This is a genomic window from Caulobacter sp. SRI_008 (assembly GCF_057586355.1).
Genome location: NZ_JBYCZS010000018.1, coordinates 74032 through 98603, shown reverse-complemented (window position 1 = coordinate 98603; position 24572 = coordinate 74032). Strand labels below are relative to the sequence as shown.

Sequence of the window (24572 nt, the reverse complement as noted above, 5' to 3'; positions counted from 1 at the left end):
GAATTACGCCTTAGACGAGGCCGCGCCGGGCGGGTTGGCAGAATTTCTAGACGCCCTGCCAGCACCGCCGTCGCGGCCAGCTTTACCGCCGGCAATATCCGACATGAGAACACCGCATTGGTCGCCGCCGCAAAGCCCGGTCTAGCGTCGCAGAAGGCCGCGCCCCTTCCGGGACTCGGGCCGCTCCCCTCCCCCGATCGCAAACCAGAGCCGACCACAGAAAGCTCGACGTCATGTTCCGTCCCCTCCTCCTCGCCACCGCGGGCCTACTGGCCCTGGCGACCGCCGGCGCGACCCAGGCCGCCGATCTCGACGCCAAGGCCGTCCATGCCCGCGTCCTGGTGCTCGACAGCCATGCGGACGTGCCCCAGGACCTGGGCGTCGGCGCCCACGAGGCGGCCGTCGACGGCGACGGCCAGGTCGACCTGCCCAAACTCGAACGCGGCGGCGTCGATGCGGCGGTGCTGGCGGTGTTCGTCTCGCAAGGCCCGCGCACGCCGGAGGGCTACGCCAAGGCCCGCAAGGACGCCGACGCCAAGCTGGCCGCCATCCGCGGGATCGCCGAGCGCCATCCCGACCGCGCCGTGCTGGCCCTGAAGGCCGACGACGTCGAGGCCGCCGCCAAGGCCGGCAAGCGGGCGATCATCGTCGGCTTCCTCAACGCCTATCCGTTCGGCGAAGACCTGGCGCCCATCGACGCCTATTACGCTGCGGGCGTGCGCAGCTTCGGCTTCGTCCACGCCGGCAACAACGCCTTCGCCGACTCCTCGCGTCCCAGCGGCGGGACCAAGGTCGAGTGGGGCGGGCTGTCGCCGCTGGGCAAGCAGGCGGTGGCCAAGCTCAACGACCTGGGCGTGATCATCGACATCTCGCAGCTGACGCCGGACGGGGTGAAGCAGGTTCTGGCCCTGAGCCGCGCACCGGTCGTGGCCAGCCACTCGGGCGTGCAGGGCGTGGTCGACAGCCCGCGTAACCTGTCGGACGCCGAACTCGACGCCATCGCCGCCAAGGGCGGGGTCGTGCAGATCGTCGCCTTCGGCCCCTACCTGGTGAAGCCGGGTTCCGACTTCCCGCCCAAGGTCGCGGCCCTGCGCGCGCAATACGCCCTGCCGGTCGCCTATGTCCGCCCCGCCGACGGGACCGAGGCGCTGACGCCGGAGAAGCGGCTGGACTACAGCCACGCCGTCAACGCCCTGCTGCCCAAGGCGACGGTGAAGGACCTAGCCGACTCCGTCGACTACGCCGTCAAGCGCGTCGGGATCGACCATGTGGGCCTGTCGTCCGACTTCAACCACGGCGGCGGCGTCGTCGGCTGGAGCAATGAGGGCGAAGCCGCCAACGTCACCGCCGAACTGGTGCGGCGCGGCTATTCCGAGGCCGACATCGGCAAGCTGTGGGGCGGCAACTACCTGCGCGTCTTCCGCGCCGTCGAGAAGGCCGCCAAGCGCTAGACCTCGAACGCCGCCGGTTCAGTTGCCGCGATCCGCAACCAACTTTTCCGGCGGCGTCATTTCTCCGAACGCCGCGCGCTGGTCTTGGTGATCTTCAAGAGACACCAGGGAATCCAGCCTTGACCTACACCCCCGACAACGCCCGGCCGATGATCGTCGGTCAGCCCGTCCTCGTCGTCATCGACGTCCAGAAGGGCTCGTTCATGGACTGGGCGCCGTCGGAGCGCCTGCCCCTGCTGCCCGACCGGGTCGAACGCATGCACCGCGTGCGCACCCTGGTCGACGCCGCCCGCGCCGCCGACATCCCCGTGGTGTTCTTCAAGGAAGTGCACCGCCCCAACATGATCGACTTCGGCCGCGAGCTGGACGGTCGCGAGGACGTGCACTGCATCGAGACCTCGCCGGGCACCGAGTTCGCCATCGAGGAGCTTGGTATCGTCGAGGGCGACTACCTGCTCGCCAAGCGCCGCTACTCCTGCTTCTACGGCACCGAGCTGGAGATCCTGCTCAAGGGCCTGAAGGCGCAGACGCTGATCCTCTGCGGCGGCTTCACCGACGTCTGCGTGCACTACACCTTCGTCGACGGCCACCAGGGCGACTATTACTGCCGCGTGGTCGAGGACTGCGTGACGGCCTCGTCGACGCCGGCCCACGACGCGGCGCTGAACGCCATGGAATACATGCAGACCGGCGCCCGCCGGATGTCGGACGAGATCGTCGACGGCTTCGAGGCCTACGCCGCCAAGCGGGCGGAGAGCGCTGCATGAGCACGGCCGATCCCTACGGCGCCCAGGCCCACGCCCGCGCCCAGGGCGGCGCGGTGGTCGAGGCCATGCCCACCCTGCCGGCCTCGGCCGCGACCGATCTGCCCGAAGGCGTCTCGCCGGACGACATGGTCTGGGCCGAGACGATCGCGGCCGGCGGCTATGCCAGCAAGCAGATCGCCCGCGGGACCCGCCTGCGCCTGACCGATCTGGCCGGCGACGGCTGCGTGTCGATGCTGCTGTTCAACGCCGAACGGCCGGTCGAGCGGCTGAACGTGGCCGACACCCTGAAGATCCAGTGGAACGGCTATCTTGGCGCCGGCCGCTTCCTGCTGTCGGACATGGGCCGGGCGCTGATGAGCATCCTGGAGGACGACGCCGGCACGCACGACGCCTTCTGCGGCCCTTCCACGCCCTGGAGCATCGCCGCCAAGCACGGCCAGGCCGGCAACTACGGCCCGCATCCGTCGAGCCGCGAGCGGTTTGGCCTGGCGGTCGGCAAGTACGGCCTGGGACGCAAGGACATCCATCCCTGCATCACCTGGTTCAAGGGCGCCAAGGTCGAGGCCGACGGCGCGATCACGCCGCAGGTCGGTCCGTTCGCGGCGGGCCGCAGCCTGCTGCTGCGGGCTGAGATGGACCTGATCGTGGTGCTGGCCAACACCCCGCACGTGATGGATCCGCGTCCCGACTACACGGTCACGCCCGTGCGGGCCCAGGCCTGGCGCGGCCCCGTGGCGGCCGCCGACGACCCGATCCGCACCGGTACGCCGGAGGGCCTGCGCGCCTTCCTGAACGTCGAAGACTACTACGCCCGCTAGGAGGGTCCGATGCGCGAAGACCTCAACACGACGGTGCTGCACGACGAGGTGGTGCCCGCGCGCGCCCCGTGGATGCACGACCTGAAGGCCGGCGAGACGCTGGAGATCATCGACCTAGAGGGCAATCAGGCGGTCGACTTCCTGATGTACGCCACGGCTGACCACGCCGAACGCTACAGCGCCCAGGACACCATCGCCGCCCAGGGCAACCTCTTCCTGCGCGACGGGGCGGTGCTGCTGTCGAACGAGGGGCGGCCGATGATGCGGATCGTGGCCACCAACGTCGCCTATCACGACACCATCGGCGGGGCCTGCTCGTGCGAGAGCAACACCCTGCGCTACGGCCATCACACCAAGAAACAGCACGCCTGTGTCGACAACTTCCTCGACGCCAACGGCCGGGCCGGCCGCAACAAGCGCGACATGGTCAGCAACATCAACTGGTTCATGAATGTCCCCGTCGAGGCCGACGGCGCCCTGGGCATCGTCGACGGCATCTCGGCGCCGGGTCTGTCGGTGACCCTGCTGGCCGAGATGGATGTCACGGTGGTGGTCTCCAACTGCCCGCAGATCAACAACCCCTGCAACGGCTTCAACCCGACGCCGGTGCGCATGGTGGTGCGGGCGTGACCGCCCGGGCCGTTGCGACCACCGTCGCCGCCGGCGGGACGAGCGCGCTGGAGGCGGCCGACGCCGCCCTGGCCCGCATCGCCGCCTACGACGCCGTCCAGCCCCAGGTCTGGATCGAGCGGCTGGATCCGGAAGCCGTCCGCGCCTACGCCCACGCCGTCGACGCCCGGATCGCGGCCGGCGAGGTCCTGCCGCTGGCCGGCGCGACCTTCGCCATCAAGGACAATATCGACCTCTTCGGCCTGCCGACCACGGCCGGCTGCCCTGATTTCGCCTATGCGCCGGAGGCTTCGGCCGAGGTCGTGAGGCGGCTGATCGCGGCCGGGGCGATCCCGGTCGGCAAGACCAATCTCGACCAGTTCGCCACCGGCCTGAACGGCACGCGCAGCCCGCACGGCGCGCCGCACTGCGTGTTCAACCGCGCCTTCGTCAGCGGCGGATCGAGCTCGGGCTCGGCCGTCGCCGTGGGCGTGGGCTTGGTCGACTTCGCCTTGGGCACCGACACCGCCGGTTCGGGCCGGGTGCCGGCCGCCTTCAACAACCTCGTCGGCTTCAAGCCGACCAAGGGCCGCTGGAGCACCAGCGGCCTCGTGCCGGCCTGCCGGTCGCTGGACTGCATCAGCGTCTTCACCCGCGATCTCGAGGACGCCGAACTGGTCGACGCGGTCGCCGCCGGCTTCGATGCGGCCGATCCGTTTTCGCGTCCGCTGGAGGATCGTCCGCGCGACGCCAGGCGTCTGGGCGCGCCACTGCCCCATCAGCGCAACTTCCTCGGCGACGCGACCGCCGCCCACCTATACGAGCAGGCGCTGGAGCGCTTCGCCGCCGACGGCGCGGAGATCGTGCCGATCGACATCGATTTCCTCAGCGAGGCCGCCCAACTGCTCTATGGCGGCCCGTGGGTGGCCGAGCGCACGGCGGCGCTGAAGATGATGCTGGCCGACAAGCCGGACGCCATCGATCCCACGGTGCGGACGATCGTCGAGGCTGGCCTGGGCGTCACCGCCGTCGAGCTGTTCGAGGGCGAATACCGGCTGAAGGCTCTGGCCCGCCGGGCCGAAGCGATGTGGGACGAGATCGACCTGCTGGTCCTGCCCACGACCCCGACCGCCTTCCGCATCGCCGAGATGAAGGCCGAGCCGATCCGGCTGAACGCGGCGCTGGGCCTCTACACCAACTTCGTCAACCTGCTCGACATGAGCGCCCTGGCCGTGCCGGCGGGCTTCCGGGGCGGCGAGGTCGGCTTCGGCGTCACCCTAATCGGACCGGCTCATGCCGACCGCGCGCTGATCGAAGCGGCTCGCCCCTACATCGCGCGGCTCGATGCGCCCGCTCCCGCCCTCGACCTTGGAGACAAGATGGAAACCGTCACCCTCGCCGTCGTCGGCGCCCACCTGCAAGGCATGCCGCTGCACTGGCAGCTGACCTCGCGCAACGCCCGCTTCCTGGGCGAAGCCAAGACCGCGCAGAGCTACCGTCTCTACGCCATCGCCAACTCGACCCCGCCCAAGCCGGCCCTGGTGCATGCCGAAGGCGGCGCGCCGATCGCCGTCGAGCTCTACGAACTGGACCTGGCCGCCTTCGGCGGTTTCACCGCCGAGGTGCCCGCGCCGCTGGCCATCGGCTCGGTGACCCTGGACGACGGCCGCACGGTAAAGGGCTTCGTGGCCGAGCCGCGCGCGCTGGACGGCGCGAGCGAGATCACCAGCTTCGGCGGGTGGCGAGCCTATATCGCCAGCCTTTGAGCGGCCATTTCACCCGTAAAATCCCCGCGAAAGCGGGGACCCAGGTGTTTTATCCTCGAGCGCCGTGCGCTTCAGAAAAAGCCTAGCCCCCCGCTTTCGCGGGGGTTTTCGGTTTGGGGGAACGCCTCAGCCTTCCGGCTCCTGCAACGGCCCCGGCGGAACCAGGCTTGGGCACAGGTTGGCCACCGGCTTGTCGTGCAGCACCTTCTCGACGAAGGCCGGCGAGTCCGCCCGCGAGCGCATCACCGCGCTGCCGTGGGTGGCGTGCGGGTAGTAGCGCCATTCGACGGTGTTGCCGGCCGCGCACATGGCCGAGACGAAGTTGAACTGGCTGACGGTCTGGGCGTCGGAGTCGGCCAGGCCCGTGCCGACGAAGACCGGGGTCGGGATCTTCACGTCCGGAAAGTCGCTCAGCGCATCGGCCTTCACTTCCAAGGCGTCGATCGGCCGACTGTAGAGCTTTGAGACCGGCAGGGCGATCTCACGGGCGAAGGTGCGCAGGCCGCCCATGCAGGTGGTCTGGGCCTTCTCCAGCAGCGGGCGGCCCGCTTCGGCGATGTAGTCCTCTGCGCGGATGCCCTGCGGGTCGATCGAGCGCACCGTGCCCAGGAAGTAGAGGATCTCGTAGGCCGCGTTCCCGCCGGCGTCGCGGTCGGTGTAGAGGCTGGGGACCTCCTCCTGCGGCGCGCCCCGGGTGTTGTTGGTGTGGGCGACGACGCCGGTGGCCACCGTGCCCTTGATCTTCAGGTCCGGGGCGTAGGTCGGCGCCCAGTAGGCGGCGGCGAGAGCCGCGCCCGAGCCCTGCGACTGGCCCATGGTCACCACCTTGTTGGCCAGTTGGCCCGGATAGGCCTTCAGCACCGCCCGCACGCTGTCGAGCACGGCGAGACCTTCGGACCGCGACTGCAGGTACGGATGCGGGCCGGGCGTACCGAGGCCCGCATAGTCGGTGGCGACGATGGCGTAGCCGGCCTCCAGCCAGGCCGACAGGTACTGCTGGTCGCGCTCGGAGCGCGGCATGAACGACGGGGCGCAGACGTCGGCGACGCCTGTGGTGCCATGGGCCCAGGCGATCACCGGCCAGCCGCCGGCCGGCGGCGCGCCCTTGGGGAAGAAGACCGCGCCGGAGACCGTGACCATCTTCTTTGCGTCCAGCCAGTCGGTGGAGCTGTAGAGGATGCGCTCGGCCCGGCCAGCGCCGGCCAGCGCGTCCTCGGCCGGCAGGACCTCTCGCCTCAGCATCATCCCCGGCAAAGCGGGAGCTGCGCCGGTCCAGCGATAGAAGGGCGTGACCCCGCCATCGCCTGCCCAGCGGTCGGCCGAGGGCGGAACGGGTTGCGCCAAGACCGGTCCGGCGACCATGGCCGCGGCCGCGAGAAGGCAGGAAAGACGGGTTCGAAGCATCGGCGGCGGATCCTGGCAGGCGCAAAAGCGCGGTTTCGACGCCCAGCCCGGCCGATCGCCTTAGTTGCCGAAAGCGGAAAGATCGCCTTTCCCGGCTCGCCGCCCGCTCGTCGCGTGACGGTCGCCGAACGACGAGTTTTCGCCAGCGACGCATCCCGCGCAAAATTCAGGCGCCGGCCATCAGCTTTTCAGCAAACCCCAGGGATTTCCGGTTTCTAGCCGCCGGCGATCTTAGCCCCCTCCCGCCCGGTGCTATTGCGGACAGGCGTCGAGCGTGGATCGCGAGCATCAGATTGCGTCGCTTCCCCGGTCGTCGGGAATGCCCGCGTGGGCAATCATTGTTGTCGGACGAGCCAAGTATGGAACTGGGTCTGAAGCGTTTCACCGGCCGGGTCAGCGACAACGACCTGCGCCTGCTGCGCACCTTCGCCACGGTGGTCAAGCACGGCGGTTTCGTCGCCGCCGAGTCCGAGTTGCAGATCGGCCTGCCGTCGATCAGCCGCTACATAAAGGACCTGGAGATCCGACTGGGCGCGCGGCTGTGCGAACGCGGCCGGCGCGGCTTCACCCTCACCGCCGAGGGCGCGCGGGTACATGAGGCCTGCGAGAAGCTGTTCGACGAACTCGACCTGTTCGAGGCCCGGGTGCGCGACATCCACGCCAGCCCCGCGGGCGCCATCCGCATCGGCATGGTCGACGCCCTGGTCGGCGATCCCAACTTCCGCCTGCCCGAGGTGTTCGACGGCTACAAGGCCGCCTATCCGAACGTGCACTTCAACATCTCGACCACGACCTCGAACCTGATCGAGCAGGCGGTGATCGAGAACAATCTCGACGTCGGCGTGGTGTTCGAGCGCCGGCCGATGGAGCAGCTGCGCTACCACTTCCTCTACGAGGAGGTCAGCTGGCTCTACTGCACCGAGGACCACCCGGCCTGGCGTCTGCGCGCCCATGACGACCGCGTCGACCTGGAGGACATCGCCTCCTACGACTTCGTCGGCTACCCGTTCGAGCACGAGATGGAGCGGCTGGGGGTCAGCGGCCTGCTCAAACGCACGGCGACGGTGACGCACATGGAGTCGATCGCCATGATGATCGCCTCGGGCCGCTATCTGGGCTTCCTGACCGAGCATCAGGTCGCGGGCATGGGCGGCGGCAAGCGCTTCCACAAGGTCGCGCCGGAGACCTTCTCCTACGCCAGCAAGATCTCGGTGATCACCCGCCAGGGCCATCCGCCGCCGCTGGTCGCGGCCTTCATCCAGCAGGTCGAGGCGGCCCGCGCCCGAGTGAACTGAAAACCGGGGTGAACGAAAAAGGGGTGCTCCGCGAGGAGCGCCCCTTTCTTCTTGCCCATTCGAGAACTCGCCAACCCGGCCGCAGCGAAGCGGAAAGCCGGGATGGCGCTCCTCTCGGAGACTAGAACTTCGCCTTCACGTTCAGGCCCACGGTGCGCGGACGCAGCGCCAGGCCCTGGGTGACGAACAGAACCGAGGGCTTTTGGATGATGGTGTCCTCGTTCAGCAGGTTCTTGGCGAACAGCGACAGCTGGATGTCCGCGACATCCACACCGATGCTGGCGTCGACCAGGTCGTAGGACGGACGGCGATAGTCCTTGCTGGTGGTCGAGTAAGAGCCGTAGCTCTCGCCCGTATGCGACCAGTTCACGCTGGCGAAGCCGTCGATGCGGTCGGTGATCGCATGGTCGTAGTCGAAGCCCACCGAGAAGGTGTTCTCCGGCGTGCCCAGCAGCTTGGAGCCGTCGACCGCGCCGGTGCCCTTGGCCGCCTCTGTGATCTTGGCGTCGGTGACCGCGCCCGACAGGTTGAGGGTCAGGTTGTCGGTCAGGGCCGCGCGCAGTTCGAACTCGCCGCCCTGGCTGCGGGCGTCGCCGGCGTTGCCGGTGATCACCGAGCCGCAGGTCGACAGGCGCACCGACTGCTGGACATTCTTCCAGTCGATGTAGAAGGCCGAGGCGTTGAAGGTCACGCGACCGTCGAACAGGCGGGTCTTGGCGCCGCCCTCGTAGCTCCACAGGCTGTCGGGACGATAGCTCTTGGCGTCCGACAGGCCGAGGCTGGCGACGTCGGCCGCGCAGAACGAGGTCAGGGCGTTGTTCTGGCCGCCCAGGCGGAAGCCCTTGGCGGCGTTGGCGTACAGCGACACCGACTTGGACGCCTCGTAGGTCACCGCGAACTTCGGCGTCAGCGGCGCCGAGCGGGTGGACGCGTCGTCATGGGCCGGCGCGCCGTCGGCCAGCCAGCCGCCCTCTTCCAGCGCGTACTGGCTGGACGCCTTGACCTGGCGCAGCCCGACGGTCGCCTTGAGCTTGTCGGTGACCTTGAACGAGCCCTCGGCGAAGACGGCAATCTGGTTGTTGCGGCGCACCGAGTTGAAGTAGCCGATCAGGCCGCCCGGCGTGGCGTAGCCCAGGGCGTCCTGCGTCGTCGTGCCCAGTTCGGAGGCGACGGCGGCGTCCAGGCCCAGCACGTATTCGTGGTCGAGGCTGGTGATCTTCTGCTTGGCGAAATAGGCGCCCACCTGCCACTCGTAGCGCTTGCCGCTCTCGGCCAGCGACGGCGAGGCCAGGCGGAACTCCTGGCTGTAGGTCGCCACGGCGTCCTTGTTGCGCATGATCCCCGGCAGGGCCGCGATGGTTTCGTAGGTGTCGCCATAGCTGTCGTCGAGCACGCTGGCGACGTACTCGCTGTCATAGATCGAACCGTCGAACTGGCGGTCGAAGCTGCGATAGGCGTAGCCGCTGATCGAGGTGAAGGTCAGGTCGCCGAAGCGCTTCTCCACCGTCACGCTCGGCGCGAACAGGGTGTCCTGGCTGGGCTCGCGCACCGGCCGGTTCTCCTGGAACTTGCCCAGCGACAGCTTGGTGATGCCGGTGTCGTCGGCGTCGGTTTGCTGCCACTGCACCGTCGAGCTGACCTTCAGGTCGTCGGTCGGCTCCCACAGGAAGCTGGCGCGCAGGGCCGTGGTGCGCTCGGCGTCGACGTTCTTGTTGTCGACGACGCCGGCCGAATTGACGTGGTCGACGAAGCCGCTCTGGTACTCGCGCTGCACGGCAAGGCGGAAGGCGGCGTTCTCGCCGACCGGAGCGTTGATCATGCCGCCGAACAGGTAGTTCACGCCGCCTTCGTCGGTGTGCGAGACCTCGCCCTCGGCGCTGCTCTCATAGTCGCCCAGCTTCGGCGTCTTGGTGATGAAGCGCAGGGTGCCGCCCAGCGAGCTGTCGCCGTAGAGCGTGCCCTGCGGCCCGCGCAGCACCTCCACGTGGTCGAGGTCGAACAGCCGCGGCAGGGTCACGCCGGTGAAGAACTGGTTCGGGATCGTCAGCGACACGTCGTTCAGATAGACGCCGACCGTCGCCGAGCCCTGGGACGAGCTGATGCCGCGCAGGCTGATGCGCGACAGGCCGCTGTTGCCGGTGTTGCTGAACGACAGGCCCGGCGTGCTGCGGGCGAGATCGGCGTAGTTGGCCACGTGCTGCTTGGCCAGTTGGTCGCCGGTCAGAACGCTGATGCTCAGCGGCACGTCGCGCACGTTCTCAGAACGCTTCTGGGCGGTGACGACCAGTTCGGGCACGACGTTGTCGTCGGCCGGCGCCGTCGCGGTCTGCGCCCAGGCGAGGGTCGGCGACACGGCCGCCAGCATCCCGGCGACCATCAGCGTCGCCTTCAGGCCGCGCTTACGTCGGCGAGCCGTCACGAAATCCGAATACATCACGATTATCCCCTTGAGCTTGAAAGCCTTCGGACGGGCCTGGCCTCTTGATCGAGGGTGCTGCGGGCGCGGGTTCCTGGCGCTTTCCTCCTCCCGGAAAGGCCGCCCGCGTCTCGCTCAAGCCGGTCTCCATGCGAGGATTTGGCAGGAGCCCGCCAGCGAGAATGTCGCGTTGCACAATGATGGTTGCGCGAATTTGGAAGTGAACGGCGACGCTTCCCAAGCGGGCCAGCGGTTCGTTACGCGGCCCGCCAAGCATGGTTGCCGAGAACGACATCTACCCGCGACACGCGCCGTGGTTCGTCGGAGCGGTCAGAGTCTCCCACGGAACCAACATGGCCGACGCCGCTATCGCCGACGCAACGCCCGCACCGGCCCCTTCGAAGGTGTCGAGCCGGGCCTGGATCGTCCTGGCCATGCTGACCCTGGTCTACACCTTCAGCTGGATCGACCGTTTCCTGCTGATCATCCTGGTCGATCCGATCAGCCGCGACCTGAAGGTCTCCAATACCGAGATCGGCCTGCTGACCGGCTTCGGCTCTTCCCTGCTCTATTCGCTGGCGGGCTTTCCGATCGCGCGCCTGGCCGACAAGGGCTCGCGCCGAGCGATCATCGCCGCCGCCATCGGCACCTGGAGCACCCTGACCGTCATCAGCGGCTTCGTGGGCAACTTCATGGGCCTGGCGCTGGCGCGGTTCGGCATCGCCGTTTCGTCGGCGGGCTGCTCGCCCGCCGCCTACTCCCTGATTTCCGACTATTTCCCGCAGGCCCGGCGCGGGGCGGCCATCGCCGTCTACAGCCTGGGCATCTCGATCGGCATGTGGGCGGGCCTGACCTTCGGCGGCGTGCTGGAGGATCATTTCGGTTGGCGTAGCGCGTTCCTGATCGTCGGCTTTCCCGGGATGATCGTGGCGGCGCTGTTCTTCCTGATCGTGCGCGAGCCGCCGCGCGGGACCTTCGACGCCGCCACCGAGGAGAACGCCCGCCAGTACTCGCTGAAGGAAGCGGCCGGCCACATCGTCAGCCACCCCTGTTTCCTGCCGATCGCCCTGGGTTTTGCCTTGATCTCGGCCTCGGCCAGCGCCTTCGAGAACTGGGTGCCGACCTACATGATCCGCGTGCAGCACATGAGCTCGACCGAGGTCGGCTCGCTGAGCGGACTGCTGCAGGGCGTCACCGGCTTCGTCGGCACCCTGATCTTCGGCTTCGCCGCCGACCGTCTGGGCGGCCGCGACGCCCGCTGGTACCTGTGGCTGCCGATGATCGGCATCGGCGTCATGGGCCCGGCGATCCTGCTGTTCTTCCAGACCAGCGGCCCCACCGCCTATCTCTGCTACTTCATCGCCGAGCTGGCCGGCTCGGCCTTCTCGGCCCCGCTGTTCGCCGCCGGCCAGATGCTGCTGCCGCCGCGCCTGCGCGCCGTCGGCATGGCCAGCATGCTGTTCGTGCTCAACGTCATCGGCATGGGCGTGGGCCCGTTCCTGACCGGCTGGCTCAGCGACCTGTTCGTCGCCCGCGGCGCGGCCGACGGCCTGGCCTCGTCGATCTCGCTGATGCAGCTCAGCGCGGTGGCCGGCGGCGCCTGCCTGGTGTTCGCCGCCGCTCGGCTGAAGCGCTCGATCCCGGCCTGACCGACGACCCAAAGGGGTTGCGCCGACGCCTCGCAGGGCGTCTAAACCGCTCCGTGACCCTACGTTATCGCCGCCCCTCGCCCCCTGTCGCGACCTCCGAACACGAGGCCCGTGCGTGACCAGGCTGAGGCGGCGAGGCCTGGCGTCGATCAATTCCGAGGTCCGCGACGGCATCCTTCCGGCCGCCGACGGCGTCACCCGCGCGCCAGATGCGCCGGCGATCGACGACCGCAAGCGGCCGCCCTACCGCCTCGTCGCCGTCATCATCGCCTGCGCGCTCTTCATGGAGCAGATGGACGCCACGGTGCTGGCCACCGCCCTGCCGACCATGGCCCGTGACTTCGGCGTGCCCGCCCCCAGCCTGAGCTCGGCCCTCACCGCCTATCTCCTCGCCCTGGCGATCTTCATCCCGGCCAGCGGACGCCTGGCCGACCGCTTCGGCTCCAAGACCGTGTTCCGCCTGGCCATCGCGGTCTTCGTCGGCGGCTCGGTGCTGTGCGGCCAGGCGACCAGCCTGCCGCTGCTTATCCTCGCCCGCTTCCTGCAAGGCATCGGCGGGGCGATGATGATCCCGATCGGCCGGCTGGTGCTGCTGCGGTCGGTGGCCAAGCAGGACATGGTCTCGGCGATGTCCTGGCTGATCATCCCGGCCCTGATCGGCCCGATCCTGGGCCCGCCGATCGGCGGCTTCATCGTCACCTATCTGGACTGGCGCTGGATCTTCTACCTGAACATCCCGATCGGCGTGCTGGGCATCGTGCTGGTCACCCTGTTCATCGACGAGGTGCGCGGCGAGACGCCGGTGCGGGCCGATCCGGTCGGCTTCCTGCTGTCGGGCGCCTCGCTCGGCTGCCTGTTGTTCGGTTTCGAGATGACCAGCCGCAGCGGAGAGCTGCCCCAGGCCCTGGCCCTGATCGCCGTCGGTCTGGTCGCGGGCGGACTCTATCTGCGTCACGCCCGCCGGCGCGCCGACCCGATCCTCGATCTGTCGCTGATGGCCGTGCCGTCGTTCCGGCTGTCGGTAATCGGCGGCTCGCTGACCCGCATCACCCAGGGCGCCCAGCCGTTCCTGCTGCCGCTGATGCTGCAGCTTGGCTTTGGCATGACCGCCGCCGCCAGCGGCTCAATCACCATCGCCGGAGCAATCGGCTCGCTGGCGATGAAGAGCCTGGCGCCGCGCATCCTGCGCCGCTTCGGCTTCAGGAACAGCATGATCGTCGGCGGCCTGGCGGCCAGCGCCGGCTACGCGGTCTGCGGTCTCTTCCGGCCCGAATGGCCGATCTGGCTGATCTTCCTGACCCTGATGGCCAGCGGCTTCTGCATGTCGTTCCAGTTCACCGCCTACAACACCATCGCCTATGACGAGATCCCGCCCGAGCGGATGAGCGCGGCCACCAGCTTCTACGCCACCTTCCAGCAGCTGATGCTGTCACTGGGCGTCTGCGCCGGCGCCCTGGCCCTACATGTCGGCATGCTGGCGGGCGACCACGCCTCGCCTCGGCTGGCCGACTTCACCCTGGCCTTCCTGATCGTCACGGCGATCTCGGCCTCGGCGACGATCTGGAACCGCCGCTTCGCCCCGGACGCCGGCGCCGACCTCAGCGGACGCCCTCAGCGCGGCTGATTTTCCACCCGCGGCCGAAACGTCTTTCGCACCCGAAAACGTCGTTCCCGACGCTCGTGTTGCGCGGCGCTCGGCCCTTGTCGGCCGTTCATGCCGCGAGACGCTTCAGCCCCGCAACAAGACGCCCCACGCCGCATCCCAGGGCTCCGAATGCGCGCCATTCAGGCCGATCAATTCCGTCCGGATATATCGTATAATTTATTTTGACCTTGTCTGAGTTATATGCGTTCCTCCCTGTCACGAATTTGTCAGGGGAGAGGACAAATGCAGGTCCGAGGGAAGAATTGGTTGCTGGTCGCTACGAGCGCGGCGGCAATTATGGTTGGAAATCAAGCGCTCGCGCAGGACGCGCAGACAAGCGCAACGAGCGTTTCGGAAAAGTCAGACAAGAAGACCGATGACGACACCAATGTCGTCGATGAGGTGCTCGTCAAAGGCATCCGCGGCAGCCTCAGCGCCGCGGCCGACAGAAAGCGGAAATCCGCCCAGATCGTCGAGTCGATCGAATCCGAAGACGTCGGCAAGCTGCCCGACAACAACGTCCCGGAAGCTCTGTCGCGGGTCACCGGCGTGCAGATCGAGCGCATCCACGGCGAAGGCACCAACATCACCATCCGCGGGATGACGGGCGTCTCGACCACGATCAACGGCAACAGCAACAGCGCGGGCGAAGGTCGCTCGGCAACCCTGGCCGACATCCCCGCCGAACTGCTGAAGTCGGTTCAGGTCTACAAGACCCGCACCGCCGACCAGGACGAAGGCGGCATCGCCGGCGCGGTCAACGTCGAACTACGCCGTCCGCTGGACCTGCGTGACGGCTGGACCCTCGCCGGCAGCGTCAAGAACGTGCACGGCAGCACGGGCGGCACCAACAGCCCCTACGCCAGCCTGCTGGTCGCCAACCGGTTCGACACCAACCTCGGCGAGATGGGCTTCCTCGCCAACATCGCCTATTCGAAGAACAACTACCAAGAGCAGTACATAGAGAGCGAGTCGCCGAGCACCTTCTTCGGCAACGCCCTGACCAGCGTGACCGCCCTGGGTCACGCCAACGCCATCGCGCCCTACGCGATCAACTACGGCATCGAGGACGGCTCGATCGAGCGCCCGTCCGTCAACCTCGCCTACCAATGGCGCGTGAACGACAACTTCGACATCGTGCTTGAAGGTTCGTACTTCGGCAGCGACGAGACCCGCTCGCGCGACCGCCTGCACGTCACCGTGCGCAACGACAACCACACCGTCTCGAACCTGGTGCTGGGATCAGACGGACGCACCGTCCAATCGCTGACCCTGAGCAACGCCAACGGCGTCGACGCCAGCGTCCAGTCCTATCGGGAAGAGGTGGAGTCCAACAACTACACCACCAACCTCGAAGCTCACTGGAACAAGGACGATCTCAGCGTCACGGGCCAGCTGCAGTATAACTGGAGCGACACCAACTATTACGGCGTCCTGACGCTGTACCGCCTGCTCGACAGCAGCGGCTCGCCGATCAAGACCGTCGACGTCGACCTGAACTCCAGCAAGGTCCCGGGCCGCGGCCCCTACGTCACCTTCCCGACCACGGACCTGAGCAACGTCGCCAACTATCGCCTGTACAATGTCCACGACGAGCAGACCTACGCCGACAGCAAGCAAGCGGTCGCCAAGGTCGACGTCTCCTACAAGGTCAGCGACGACAAACTGATCCGTCGCCTGCAGGCCGGCCTGCGATACGAGAACCGCGACACCACCCGCGACTACGGCTATCGCGACGCCGACACCTCGATCGCCCTGACCAGCTTCGTCACGGGCAGCGACTACGCCACCACCACGGTGAAGATCGGCGACGCTTCGAACACCTGGCACCATCTGTCGGGCGAAGCCCTGATGGCCAACATGGCGGCCGTCCGCCAGGCCGTCGGCTGGACCACCGAAAAGCCGTCCAACAACCGCGGACAGAGCTACGTCTCCAACGAGAAGCAGTTGGCGGGCTTCGGCAACGTCTACTACGGCTTCGACGTGGGCGACGTGCCGATCGACGGCGTGGCTGGCGTGCGGGTGACCAAGACCAAGGGCACGATCGCCAGCGCCATCTACAATCTCGACAAGGACTGGAACGAGGTCATCACCGAGACGCAAGGCGGCGGCAGCTATGTCGACGTCCTGCCCAGCATCAATGCGATCATCCACCTCACGTCCAAGATGCAACTGCGCCTGGCCTATACGCGCGACATCCAGCGCCCCAACTTCCTGGACACCTCATCCTGGAAGACGGTGCTGGCCGCCGTCAACGTCGTCTATTCGGGCAACCCCGAACTGAAGGCCAACCGCTCGACCAACTACGACGCCTCGCTCGAATACTACTTCGGTCGCGGCGGCGTGCTGTCGGCCGGCGCCTTCCTGAAGAAGCCGGACGGCTACATCTACTACAGCGGTGTGGACGAGTACGTTCCCGAACTGGGGACCACCGGCACAGTCTACAAGCTGCGCAACGCGGGTCCGGGCGAGTTCCTGGGCTACGAGTTCAACGCCAGCGGCTTCTTCGACTTTCTGCCCGGCAAGCTGCGCAACTTCGGCGCCAGCGCCAACTTCACCTACATGGACAAGTTCGAGATCCGCTATCCGTTCGATGATCCGGCGCAGCGGGCCATCCCCGGCGTCTACGACGCCGACAGCACCTCGAAGTACACCTACAATCTGGCGCTCTACTACGACACGCCGCAGTTCAGCGCCCGCCTCGCCTACAACTACCGCGCCCGTTACAAGGTCACGGTGTGGCAGGAATATCCCGAGTACTCGCCCTACAACGACGCGACCTCGCGCCTCGACGCAGCCGTGAACTGGACGCCGGTCAAGCAACTGACCCTCAGCGTCGAAGGCACCAATCTGCTGAAGGAAAACAACAACGTCTATTGGGGCCAGGAGCGCTCGCTGCCCCTGGGCGTGCGCGTACAGGCCCGCACCCTGCAGGTCAGCGCCCGCTTCCGCTACTGACCAACACCAACCGGCGTCCGGCCCCAACCGGACGCCGTCAACGAGCGGCTCTAGTCCCCCAGCCGCTCCCAGGGGAGGAGGCGATCATCGCCCCTCCCCTTCTTCTTGTCCGCTTCGCGGAGCCGGGCCGGTCATCACAGCGCGTCGTGACACAAGCCCTCGGGGCCTCAGATCGTCACCCATGAAAAAAGGGGCGCGGACCGAATGGCCCGCGCCCCTCGCCTTTACGGCCTGAAAGGAAGCCTCAGCTCCCTTTCACCTTCACCATCACGACGCCGCGCGCCGGCACCTCAAAGGCCTGCTCGCCGGCCGGCAGATCGGCGCCGCGCCAGAGGTCGCGCACGACCGCCAAGCCGGCGACGCCGGCGTCGGCCGCCTTCAGCTCCATCCGGACCGGCTTGTCGCCGCGATTGAACAGCGCCACGGCCACCTGGCCGTCGGCCAGCGGCTTGCTCCAGACCTCGGTCACGCCATCCTTGCGCACGGCCTTGCCCTGCACGCCGCGGGCGTCCTGGTCGATGGCGATCACCTCGCGGTTCTCGAGGATCTTCAGCACCTCGGCGCCGGTCTCGCGCAGGTCGTGGCCCATCATCAGCGGCGCCGCCGACATGGCCCACAGGCTCATGTGGGTCAGATACTCGTCCTTGGTCATGCCGCCGTTGCCGACCTCCAGCATGTCCGGATCGTTCCAGCCGCCGGGACCGGCGAACTCGGGCTTGCCGTTCTTGTCGAAGCCGATCTTGGCCATGGTCGGATAGTCGTCGGTGATGTCGCCGGTGGTGCGCCACAGGTGACCGCCGACCTGGCGGCCCCAGGCGCCGACGTCGAAGCGGCCGTACTGGCACAGCGAATAGATCATCGGCCGACCGGTGGCCCGCAGCGCCGCGCCCATCTCGTAGTAGGTGCGCTTGACGGTGTCGGCGTCGGCATAGAACCACTCGCCCGAGCACAGGTCGTACTTCAGATAGTCGACGCCCCACTCGGCGAAGGTCTTGGCGTCCTGGGCCACGTGGCCGTAGCTGCCGGCGTAGCCCGCGCAGGTCTTGGGACCGGGGGAGCTGTAGATGCCAAGCTTCAGCCCCTTCGAATGGACATAGTCGGCCAGGGCCTTCATGTCCGGGAACTTGTCGTTGGGCCGCAGCACGCCGTCGGCGCCGCGCTCGCCCTGCCAGCCGTCGTCGATGTTGACATAGACATAGCCGGCGTCGCGCAGGCCGAAGGCGACCATGGCGTCGGCCATGGCGCGGACCGTCTTGTCGTCGATCTCGGCGCCGAACTTGTTCCAGCTGCTCCAGCCCATCGGCGGCTTGGCGGCCAGGCCGTCGGCGGCCAGTTCGCCCATCGGCGGCAGGCTGGTGCTGGTGAAGGCGCGGGCCTTGGCGTCGGCGGCCGTGCCCCGGCGGCCGTCCTGCTCGACATGGGCGTACCAGATGTCGCCGGCCAGGGAGACCCCGGCGCCCTTCAGGGTCGCGGTCCACTGGCGGGTGGGCTTGTCCTTGTCGTTGAGATTGCGCAGCTCGAAGGTCGCCACCCCGTCCTTCACGACGAGGTTCTGCATGTCCATCGAGCCGTACCAAGCGGTCGTGACGGTCCCGGTCGGCTTGCCGGCCTTCTGCTCGATCTTCATCAGGGTGATGCCCGGATAGGACGGCGCGTTATCGAAGGTCCAGACACCGGCCAGCCCCGGCTGGGCGGCGGGCGAGGCCATGGCGGCGTGCGAGGCGACGAGCCCCAGGGCGAGCGGGGTTAGCAGGCGACGCATGCGATCTCCTTAGTCTGGATAGGGGTCTGGATCAGGCTGCGACAGGCGCAGCAAAGCTCAGGCCCGGCGCGACGCCAGGGCCTCGATAAATCGGTCAAGACGATCCGCGCGCCCGGCCCGGCGCGCGGATCGTCCATAGTCGGCTCAGCGCGCGGCCTCGCAGGGCGGCGCATGGCCCGAGCCCGACTTGGGAAGCGCCGGGCTGGGGGCCAGCACCTCCCACTCCTGGACGGCGACGGCGGCGTAGGTTCCGCCGGCCGAGGAGGCGTCGAACACCGCCCGCAGGCAGCGGGTCGTCACGGGCGCGAAGCTTGCGTCCTGGAAGGCGCCGACGTCCGTGCCGAAGCCCTTGGGACCCGCGACCGGCTTCCAGCCGCCGTCCCAGTACTCCATGCGCCAGGCCTTGGGCGGGGCGACGCCGATGCCCGAACCGGCTGGCTGGTCGCCCCAGAACCAGATGCGGGCGCCGTCAACGGTCACCGGCGCGTCGAAGCGGTACTCGACCCACTGACGCGGCGGATTGTTGGGCGACCAGGTGCCCCAGGTGTCGGGCGGCAAGGGCGAGGCCTTGGTGATCCCGTCGTTCAGCGCCTTGATCCAGTACTGGACCGGGATCGGCTCGTTGGAGGCCGCGGCGGTCGCCTGGCCGGCGATATTGCGGGTCGGGGCCGGCGGGGCTTGCGGGCGGCGGGTCGGGATCAGCTTGCGGATCGCCGGCGGGCTGACGCTGTCGTCCCACTCGATCGGATCCAGGGCGACGCTGCGCCGGAAGTGGCCGCCTCCCGCCGCGTCGGCGGTGTGGTAGGCCATATACCAGCGGCCCTTGAACTCTACCGCGCCCGAGTGCGAGGTCGTCGACGACACCGGGCCCAGCATCACGCCGCGATAGGTCCACGGCCCCAGCGGCGAGCTCGCCGTGCCGTAGGCGATGCAGGCGTGATAGACGGCCGGCGTGCAGTCCGACTTCGGACCCGCGCGATTGCCGGCGTAGAGCATGTAGTAGACGCCCTTGCGCTTCATCAGCCACGGAGCCTCGAAGAAGCCGGTCAGCCCTTCGACCTTCACCTCGGGTCCCTTGGGCGTGACCATGTCGGCGGCCAGCTCCATGCCGCGCAGCTGACCGAAGGTGCCCCAGTAGATGTAGACCCGGCCGTCGTCATCGATCAGCACGGTGGGATCGATGTTCTGGATGTCGTTGGCGACCGGGGTAGTCTGCGAGATGATCGGGCCGGACGGATGGGCGTCCACCCACGGTCCCGTCATGCTGTCAGAGACGGCCACGCCGATGGCGAAGCGGTCCCTGGCGTTACCGCCGGCCTGCAGCACGGGGGCGTAGAGATAGAACTTGCCGTCCCTGCCCTTCACGATCTGGCCGGCGTAGGCGCGCCCTTCTTCGGCCCACTTGAACACGGCCTGCGGCTTGGCGATGGCCGGATAGTGCAGCCAGTCGCCGGACGCCGGGTCCTTGGTGGCCAGCAGCTGCCACTCGTTCATGATGAAGTCGTTGACGTCCGGCGCCGCCTCGTCGCGGCCGGCCAGGATCCACAGCGTGTCGCCGTCGACCACCGGGGCCGGATCGGTCGAGTAGTAGCGGCCGTCGGCCAAGATCGGATTGCCCGGGGCGTGGATCGCTTCCGGGCCGGCCGCGCAGGCGGCGACCGGCGACAGCAGCAGGGCCGCGCCCGCGACCAGGGCGCGCTTCAACTCATTCCTCATCAGGATAGGGCCCCTTGCCGCCATCGGCGATCAGTTGGTCGATGCGGGCCTGGATCACCGGGATCGGCGCCGAGCCGATCTCGAGCACGGCGTCGTGGAAGGCGCGGATGTTGAACTTCGGCCCCAGGGCCCTCTCAGCGCGGGCGCGGCCCTCCACGAAGGCCAGCATGCCCATGTAGTAGGACAGCGCCTGGCCCGGCCAGGCGATGTAGCGATCGACCTCGGTGCCGATCTCGTGGTCGCCCATGGCGGTGTTGTCGTGCAGGTACTTCTGGGCCTGCTCGCGGGTCCAGCCCTTGGCGTGGAGCCCGGTGTCGACGACCAGGCGCGCGGCGCGCCACATCTGGTAGCTCAGCATGCCGAAGCGGTCATAGGGCGTCTCGTACATGCCCATGTCCTCGCCCAGCGCCTCGCAATAGAGCGCCCAGCCTTCGCCGTAGACCGACAGATAGGTGTCGCGGCGGAAGGCCGGCAGGTTCTTGTTCTCGGCCGCCAGCGGCATCTGGAAAGCGTGACCCGGGGCGCTCTCGTGCAGGGTCAGGGCAACCTGCGAATAGAGCGGGCGCGAGGGCAGGTCGTAGGTGTTGACCAGGTAGATGCCCGGCCCGCCGCGACCGCCGGTGTAGAACGGCGCGATCTCGTCGGGCACCGGCTTGATGGCGAAGCGGCTGCGCGGCAGGCGGCCGAACCACTGGCTGGCCTTGCCGTCGAAGGTCTTGGCGATCCAGGCGGCGCGGTTGAGCAGTTCCTGCGGGGTCTTGGCGTAGAACTTCGGATCAGTGCGCAGATAGGTCAGGAAAGCCGGCAGGTCGCCCTGGAAGCCGACCTCCTTGATCACGTCTTGCATCCGGCCACGGATCTTGGCCACTTCCGCAAGACCGATGGCGTGGATCTCGTCGGGCGTGTGGTCGGTGGTGGTGAACTCGACGATCTTGGACTGGTAGTAGGCCTTGCCGTCCGGCAGGTCATAGGCCGCCAGCGAGGTCCGCGCGCCGGGGATGTACTCGTTGCGCAGGAAGGCCAGCAGGCTGGCGTGAGCGGGCGTCACGTCCTTGCTGATCGCCTCGGCCGCTTGGCTGCGAAGCTCGGCCTGGACCGCGGCGGGGATCACCGACGGCATGGTCTTGAACGGCGCGTAGAATGGCGAGTCCTGCGGGGTCTTGGCCTCGGCCGCCAGCACCACGCCGGCGTCGCGGCCCTGCAGGGTGATCTTGGCAGCCGTGAAGCCGCGCTTCACGCCGCTGCGCATGTTGATGATCTGCTGGCCGTAGTAGCGCGGGATCTCGCGCAGCATGGCCACGTAGTTGCGGTAGTCCTCCTCGGTGCGGAACGACCCGCGCGACCACTCGGCCACGTCGCCCCAGAAGCTGGTGTCGGCGCTCAGCGGCTTTTCGTACTCACGGTACTTCTGCTCGGCCAGCAGGGCGTCGATCTGGCCCTTGTAGACGGCGAAGTTGATCTTGTTCTCGACCGACAGCTGGGCGACCGGAAGGGCGGCGAGCTGGCTCGACACCTCGGTCCAGCGCTTCAGGCGCGCGGCCTGCACGGCCGGACCGACGTCGGGCAGCCGCTTGGGGGCGTTGGGATTGTCCTCGTCCGGCGCGGCCTGGCTGACCCGCCAGTCGTACTCGGCGGTGTAGATCGCCTCGAACCGCTTGTCGGCCGAACCGGCGGCGGTGACCGCCCAGGCCGGCGCGGCGGCGAGGCCCAGGACGGCCGCGCCGGAGAACATCAAACCGCGACGGTTCATGCCGTGGCTCCAGCCTTGGCGCTGAACACCCGCACGCCAAACACCGGCCCGGCGCTCGACCGCTCCTTCGGCACGAAGCGCACCTTGACGCTGGTCTTGCCCTTGGTCAGGGCCTCGGCCAGCGGGTACTCGACGTCGAAGAACTTGCCCGGGCGATCGTTGTCGAGGACCTGGGTCGCCACCTTGGTCCCGTCGACCAGGATGTCGAAGGTCCGCGCGCGCTCGCCGCCCCAATAGGTGGCCTGCAGGATCAGCGCCCCGGCCCGCACCTTCATATCGAACTCGAAGAAGCCGCCTGAGCGGGCGTCACGGCCGTTACGGCCGCGATAGCTGACCGGATAGGAGATGTCGGAGGTCAGGTTGTGGTCGCGCTCGGGCTGCATCTCGCCCAGATGCATGACGTCGACCGAGCGGGCGGCGATGTCGCGAGCCTTGGCCTGGTCGGCCAGGAAGGCGGCTTCTTCCGTCTTCCACGAGGCCTCGGTGAAGCGCTTGAAGTAGACGGCGCTGCGGCGCTCGTACTGGCTGTAGAACGGCGCGAAGCTAAGGGCGCCTGGCCGCGACACGCCATCGACGGCGTAGAGCGCCTTCTTCGGCTCGACCGGCTTAAAGCCGGCCAGCAGATCGGTCCCGACCATGGCCGGATCAGCGCTGTTCCATTCGGCTTCGCCGGGACCAAGGTCGGCGGCCAGCACCATGGGGCCGCGCAGGAAGGCGATGGTGTTGGGATCGCCGGGCGCCGCTTCCAGCCGCAGATCGAGCGGCAGGGCGATCGAGACCACATCGCCAGCCTTCCACTTGCGCTCGACCAGGGCGTAACCGCCCGACAGCACCGGCGTCACCGCCTCATCGTTGACGCTGACCACGGCCTTGCCATTCGCCCAGCCGGGCACGCGCAGGGCGATGGTGAAGCGGCCGGGCTTGGCCAGCTTGCTCAGGGTCAGGCGGCTTTCCGGTTCGAACGGATAGAGGGTTTCGAGCTTGAGGGCCGCGCCGCGCGCTTTCCACTGGGCGTCGGCCGGGATGTAGAGGTTGACCAGCAGGGTCCCCTCGCCTTCCCAGAAGATCGACTCGCCGTGCTTGGCGTGGCTCTCCATGCCGCTGCCGACGCAGCACCAGAAGGCGTCGTCGTCGGTGGTCGAGAAGCCCCGCGTCGATCCGGTCATCAGCGGCGTCATGTAGGTGAAGCCGCCGGTCTTGGGATTTTGCGCCGCCATCACGTGGTTGAGGTGCGCGCGCTCATAGTAGTCGAACAGCGAGCCGTCCGGCTTCCAGCTGTAGAGCTGCCGGGTCAACTTGAGCATGTTGTAGGTGTTGCAGTGCTCGCAGGTCTGCTCGGTGATGTGGTCGGCGATGCTGTCGGGCGACGAGAAGTACTCGCGGTCGGCGTTGCCGCCGATGACGTAGCTGTGGTGCTGGGTCACGGTCTGCCAGAAGAAGCGCGCGGCCGTGGCGTCCTTCTCCTTGCCGGTCAGCTCATAGAGGCGGCCCAGGCCGATCAGCTTGGGCACCTGGGTGTTGGCGTGGAAGTTGGCCAGCTTGTCCTCTCGCGCGGCCAGCGGATCCAGGACCTTGCGGTCGTAGATGCGCTCGGCCACCACCAGCCAGCGCGCGTCCTTGGTGCGGGCGTAGAGCTCGGCGTAGCTCTCGTTCAGGCCGCCGTATTCGCAGCCCAGCAGGGTCTGCATCTGGGCATCGTCGAGGGCGGCGAACACCTTCTCGAAATAGGCGCCCAGCCCGGTCACGACCTCCAGGGCCTGGGCGTTGCCCCAGGCGGCGTGGATGTCGAGCAGACCGGCGAACAGCTTGTGCACCGTGTAGAGCGGCGACCAGGAGCCGTTGAGGTCGAAGCCGCCCGAGCGGATGTCGCCCTTCATGACCTCGCCGAAGATCTCCTCGCCGTCGACGACCGTGCCGTCCTTGCGCTTGCGCTGCAGGGCGCCGACGTAGCCGGTGCCGCGCCTGGCCTGGGCGCGGGCCAGTTCGGAGACGATGTAGTCGGCGCGGCGGCGGCATTCGGCGTCGCCGGTCTGCTGCCAGGTCAGCACCAGGGCGCTCATGTAGTGGCCCAGGGTGTGGCCGGCGATGGTGTCGGATTCCCAGCCGCCGTAGATTTCCCCCTTGGCGGGCAGGCCGGCGAAGATCATGAAGTTGTGCAGCAGCCGGTCGGGGCTGAGGCGCAGCAGGTAGGCGTGGTTGACCTCGACCGCGGTCGCGAAGTCGGACGGCAGCAGCCGCACGTCGGAAAGCGGCAGCGGCGCGGCCTTGGTCGGAACGGAAGGCCCCTTGCCGGCGGCGAAGGCGCGGATCGGCTGGGCGGCCGCCATGACGGCGGCGGTGGCGAGCAGCAAATCACGGCGGCTGGCGGACATCGAAGCACCCCAAACTTAATACGGTATACGAAATAAGTCAGACATATTTTCGAAGGTCAATCTCCTGATTTGCAGGGACATGGGAAGCGGCGCCGAAACGCGCCCGACCTACATGACGGAGCCTACCGACCGAGCAGGCCGCGATCTCTATTCGTGCAGGCGAGTCAGAGGCTTGGCCGGCTCGTCTCAGCCAG

Annotated in this window: 15 protein-coding genes; 9 read left to right on the top strand and 6 right to left on the bottom strand. The window is 68.0% G+C overall.

Going from position 1 to position 24572, the window contains the following annotated elements:
- Positions 1-233: 233 nt before the first annotated feature.
- The 5 genes from AC2YHT_RS16750 to atzF all read left to right on the top strand — a co-directional run bounded on the left by AC2YHT_RS16750 (position 234) and on the right by atzF (position 5411).
- Entirely contained in the window at positions 234-1451 is a 1218-nt protein-coding gene (locus AC2YHT_RS16750) for a dipeptidase (RefSeq protein ID WP_487290914.1), read from the top strand.
- 119 nt (positions 1452-1570) lie between these two features.
- Entirely contained in the window at positions 1571-2218 is a 648-nt protein-coding gene (locus AC2YHT_RS16745) for a cysteine hydrolase family protein (RefSeq protein ID WP_487290913.1), read from the top strand.
- On the top strand, positions 2215-3036 hold the full coding sequence (locus tag AC2YHT_RS16740; RefSeq protein WP_487290912.1) for an urea amidolyase associated protein UAAP1: 822 nt from the start codon (positions 2215-2217) through the stop codon (positions 3034-3036). Before AC2YHT_RS16745 ends, AC2YHT_RS16740 begins: the two co-directional genes overlap by 4 nt.
- A 9-nt stretch (positions 3037-3045) precedes the next feature.
- Positions 3046-3666 carry an urea amidolyase associated protein UAAP2 gene (locus AC2YHT_RS16735; RefSeq protein ID WP_487290911.1) on the top strand — a complete coding sequence of 207 codons (621 nt, stop codon included), beginning with the start codon at positions 3046-3048 and terminating at the stop codon, positions 3664-3666.
- Positions 3663-5411, top strand: a complete 1749-nt coding sequence (atzF, locus tag AC2YHT_RS16730) for an allophanate hydrolase (protein WP_487290910.1) — start codon at positions 3663-3665, stop codon at positions 5409-5411. The genes AC2YHT_RS16735 and atzF overlap by 4 nt, the downstream gene beginning before the upstream one ends.
- A gap of 126 nt (positions 5412-5537) precedes the next feature.
- Here atzF and AC2YHT_RS16725 read toward each other — a convergent pair whose 3' ends face one another.
- Positions 5538-6815 carry a lipase family protein gene (locus tag AC2YHT_RS16725; RefSeq protein WP_487290909.1) on the bottom strand — a complete coding sequence of 426 codons (1278 nt, stop codon included), beginning with the start codon at positions 6813-6815 and terminating at the stop codon, positions 5538-5540.
- A 359-nt stretch (positions 6816-7174) separates the two neighbouring features.
- Between AC2YHT_RS16725 and AC2YHT_RS16720 the strand changes: the two genes are divergently transcribed.
- The gene (locus AC2YHT_RS16720; protein ID WP_487290908.1) at positions 7175-8110 is read left to right on the top strand and encodes a LysR family transcriptional regulator; all 936 of its coding nucleotides are present in this window, start codon (positions 7175-7177) and stop codon (positions 8108-8110) included.
- 121 nt (positions 8111-8231) lie between these two features.
- Here the strand turns inward: AC2YHT_RS16720 and AC2YHT_RS16715 are convergent, their stop codons facing one another.
- The gene (locus AC2YHT_RS16715; protein ID WP_487290907.1) at positions 8232-10544 is read right to left on the bottom strand and encodes a TonB-dependent receptor; all 2313 of its coding nucleotides are present in this window, start codon (positions 10542-10544) and stop codon (positions 8232-8234) included.
- Positions 10545-10879: 335 nt separating this feature from the next.
- On the opposite strand from AC2YHT_RS16715, the gene AC2YHT_RS16710 reads away from it, so the two are divergent.
- From AC2YHT_RS16710 to AC2YHT_RS16700, 3 genes are all read left to right on the top strand, one after another.
- Positions 10880-12175: a spinster family MFS transporter gene (locus AC2YHT_RS16710; RefSeq protein WP_487290906.1), complete on the top strand. Its 1296-nt coding sequence runs from the start codon at positions 10880-10882 to the stop codon at positions 12173-12175.
- 115 nt (positions 12176-12290) lie between these two features.
- Positions 12291-13799, top strand: a complete 1509-nt coding sequence (locus AC2YHT_RS16705; protein WP_487290905.1) for an MFS transporter — start codon at positions 12291-12293, stop codon at positions 13797-13799.
- A gap of 318 nt (positions 13800-14117) precedes the next feature.
- A complete protein-coding gene (locus AC2YHT_RS16700) occupies positions 14118-16778 on the top strand; it encodes a TonB-dependent receptor (RefSeq protein ID WP_487290904.1) in 2661 nt (886 codons plus the stop codon).
- Between the two features lie 244 nt (positions 16779-17022).
- Here AC2YHT_RS16700 and AC2YHT_RS16695 read toward each other — a convergent pair whose 3' ends face one another.
- From AC2YHT_RS16695 to AC2YHT_RS16680, 4 genes are all read right to left on the bottom strand, one after another.
- Positions 17023-18540 (bottom strand): glycoside hydrolase family 27 protein, encoded by a 1518-nt coding sequence (locus tag AC2YHT_RS16695; protein WP_487290903.1) that lies wholly within the window; start codon positions 18538-18540, stop codon positions 17023-17025.
- A gap of 144 nt (positions 18541-18684) precedes the next feature.
- On the bottom strand, positions 18685-20256 hold the full coding sequence (locus AC2YHT_RS16690; RefSeq protein ID WP_487290902.1) for a family 43 glycosylhydrolase: 1572 nt from the start codon (positions 20254-20256) through the stop codon (positions 18685-18687).
- Positions 20246-22006, bottom strand: coding sequence for a DUF885 domain-containing protein (locus AC2YHT_RS16685; RefSeq protein WP_487290901.1), 1761 nt, complete (start codon positions 22004-22006; stop codon positions 20246-20248). The genes AC2YHT_RS16690 and AC2YHT_RS16685 overlap by 11 nt, the downstream gene beginning before the upstream one ends.
- Positions 22003-24378: a beta-L-arabinofuranosidase domain-containing protein gene (locus AC2YHT_RS16680; protein WP_487290900.1), complete on the bottom strand. Its 2376-nt coding sequence runs from the start codon at positions 24376-24378 to the stop codon at positions 22003-22005. The genes AC2YHT_RS16685 and AC2YHT_RS16680 overlap by 4 nt, the downstream gene beginning before the upstream one ends.
- Positions 24379-24572: the final 194 nt, after the last annotated feature.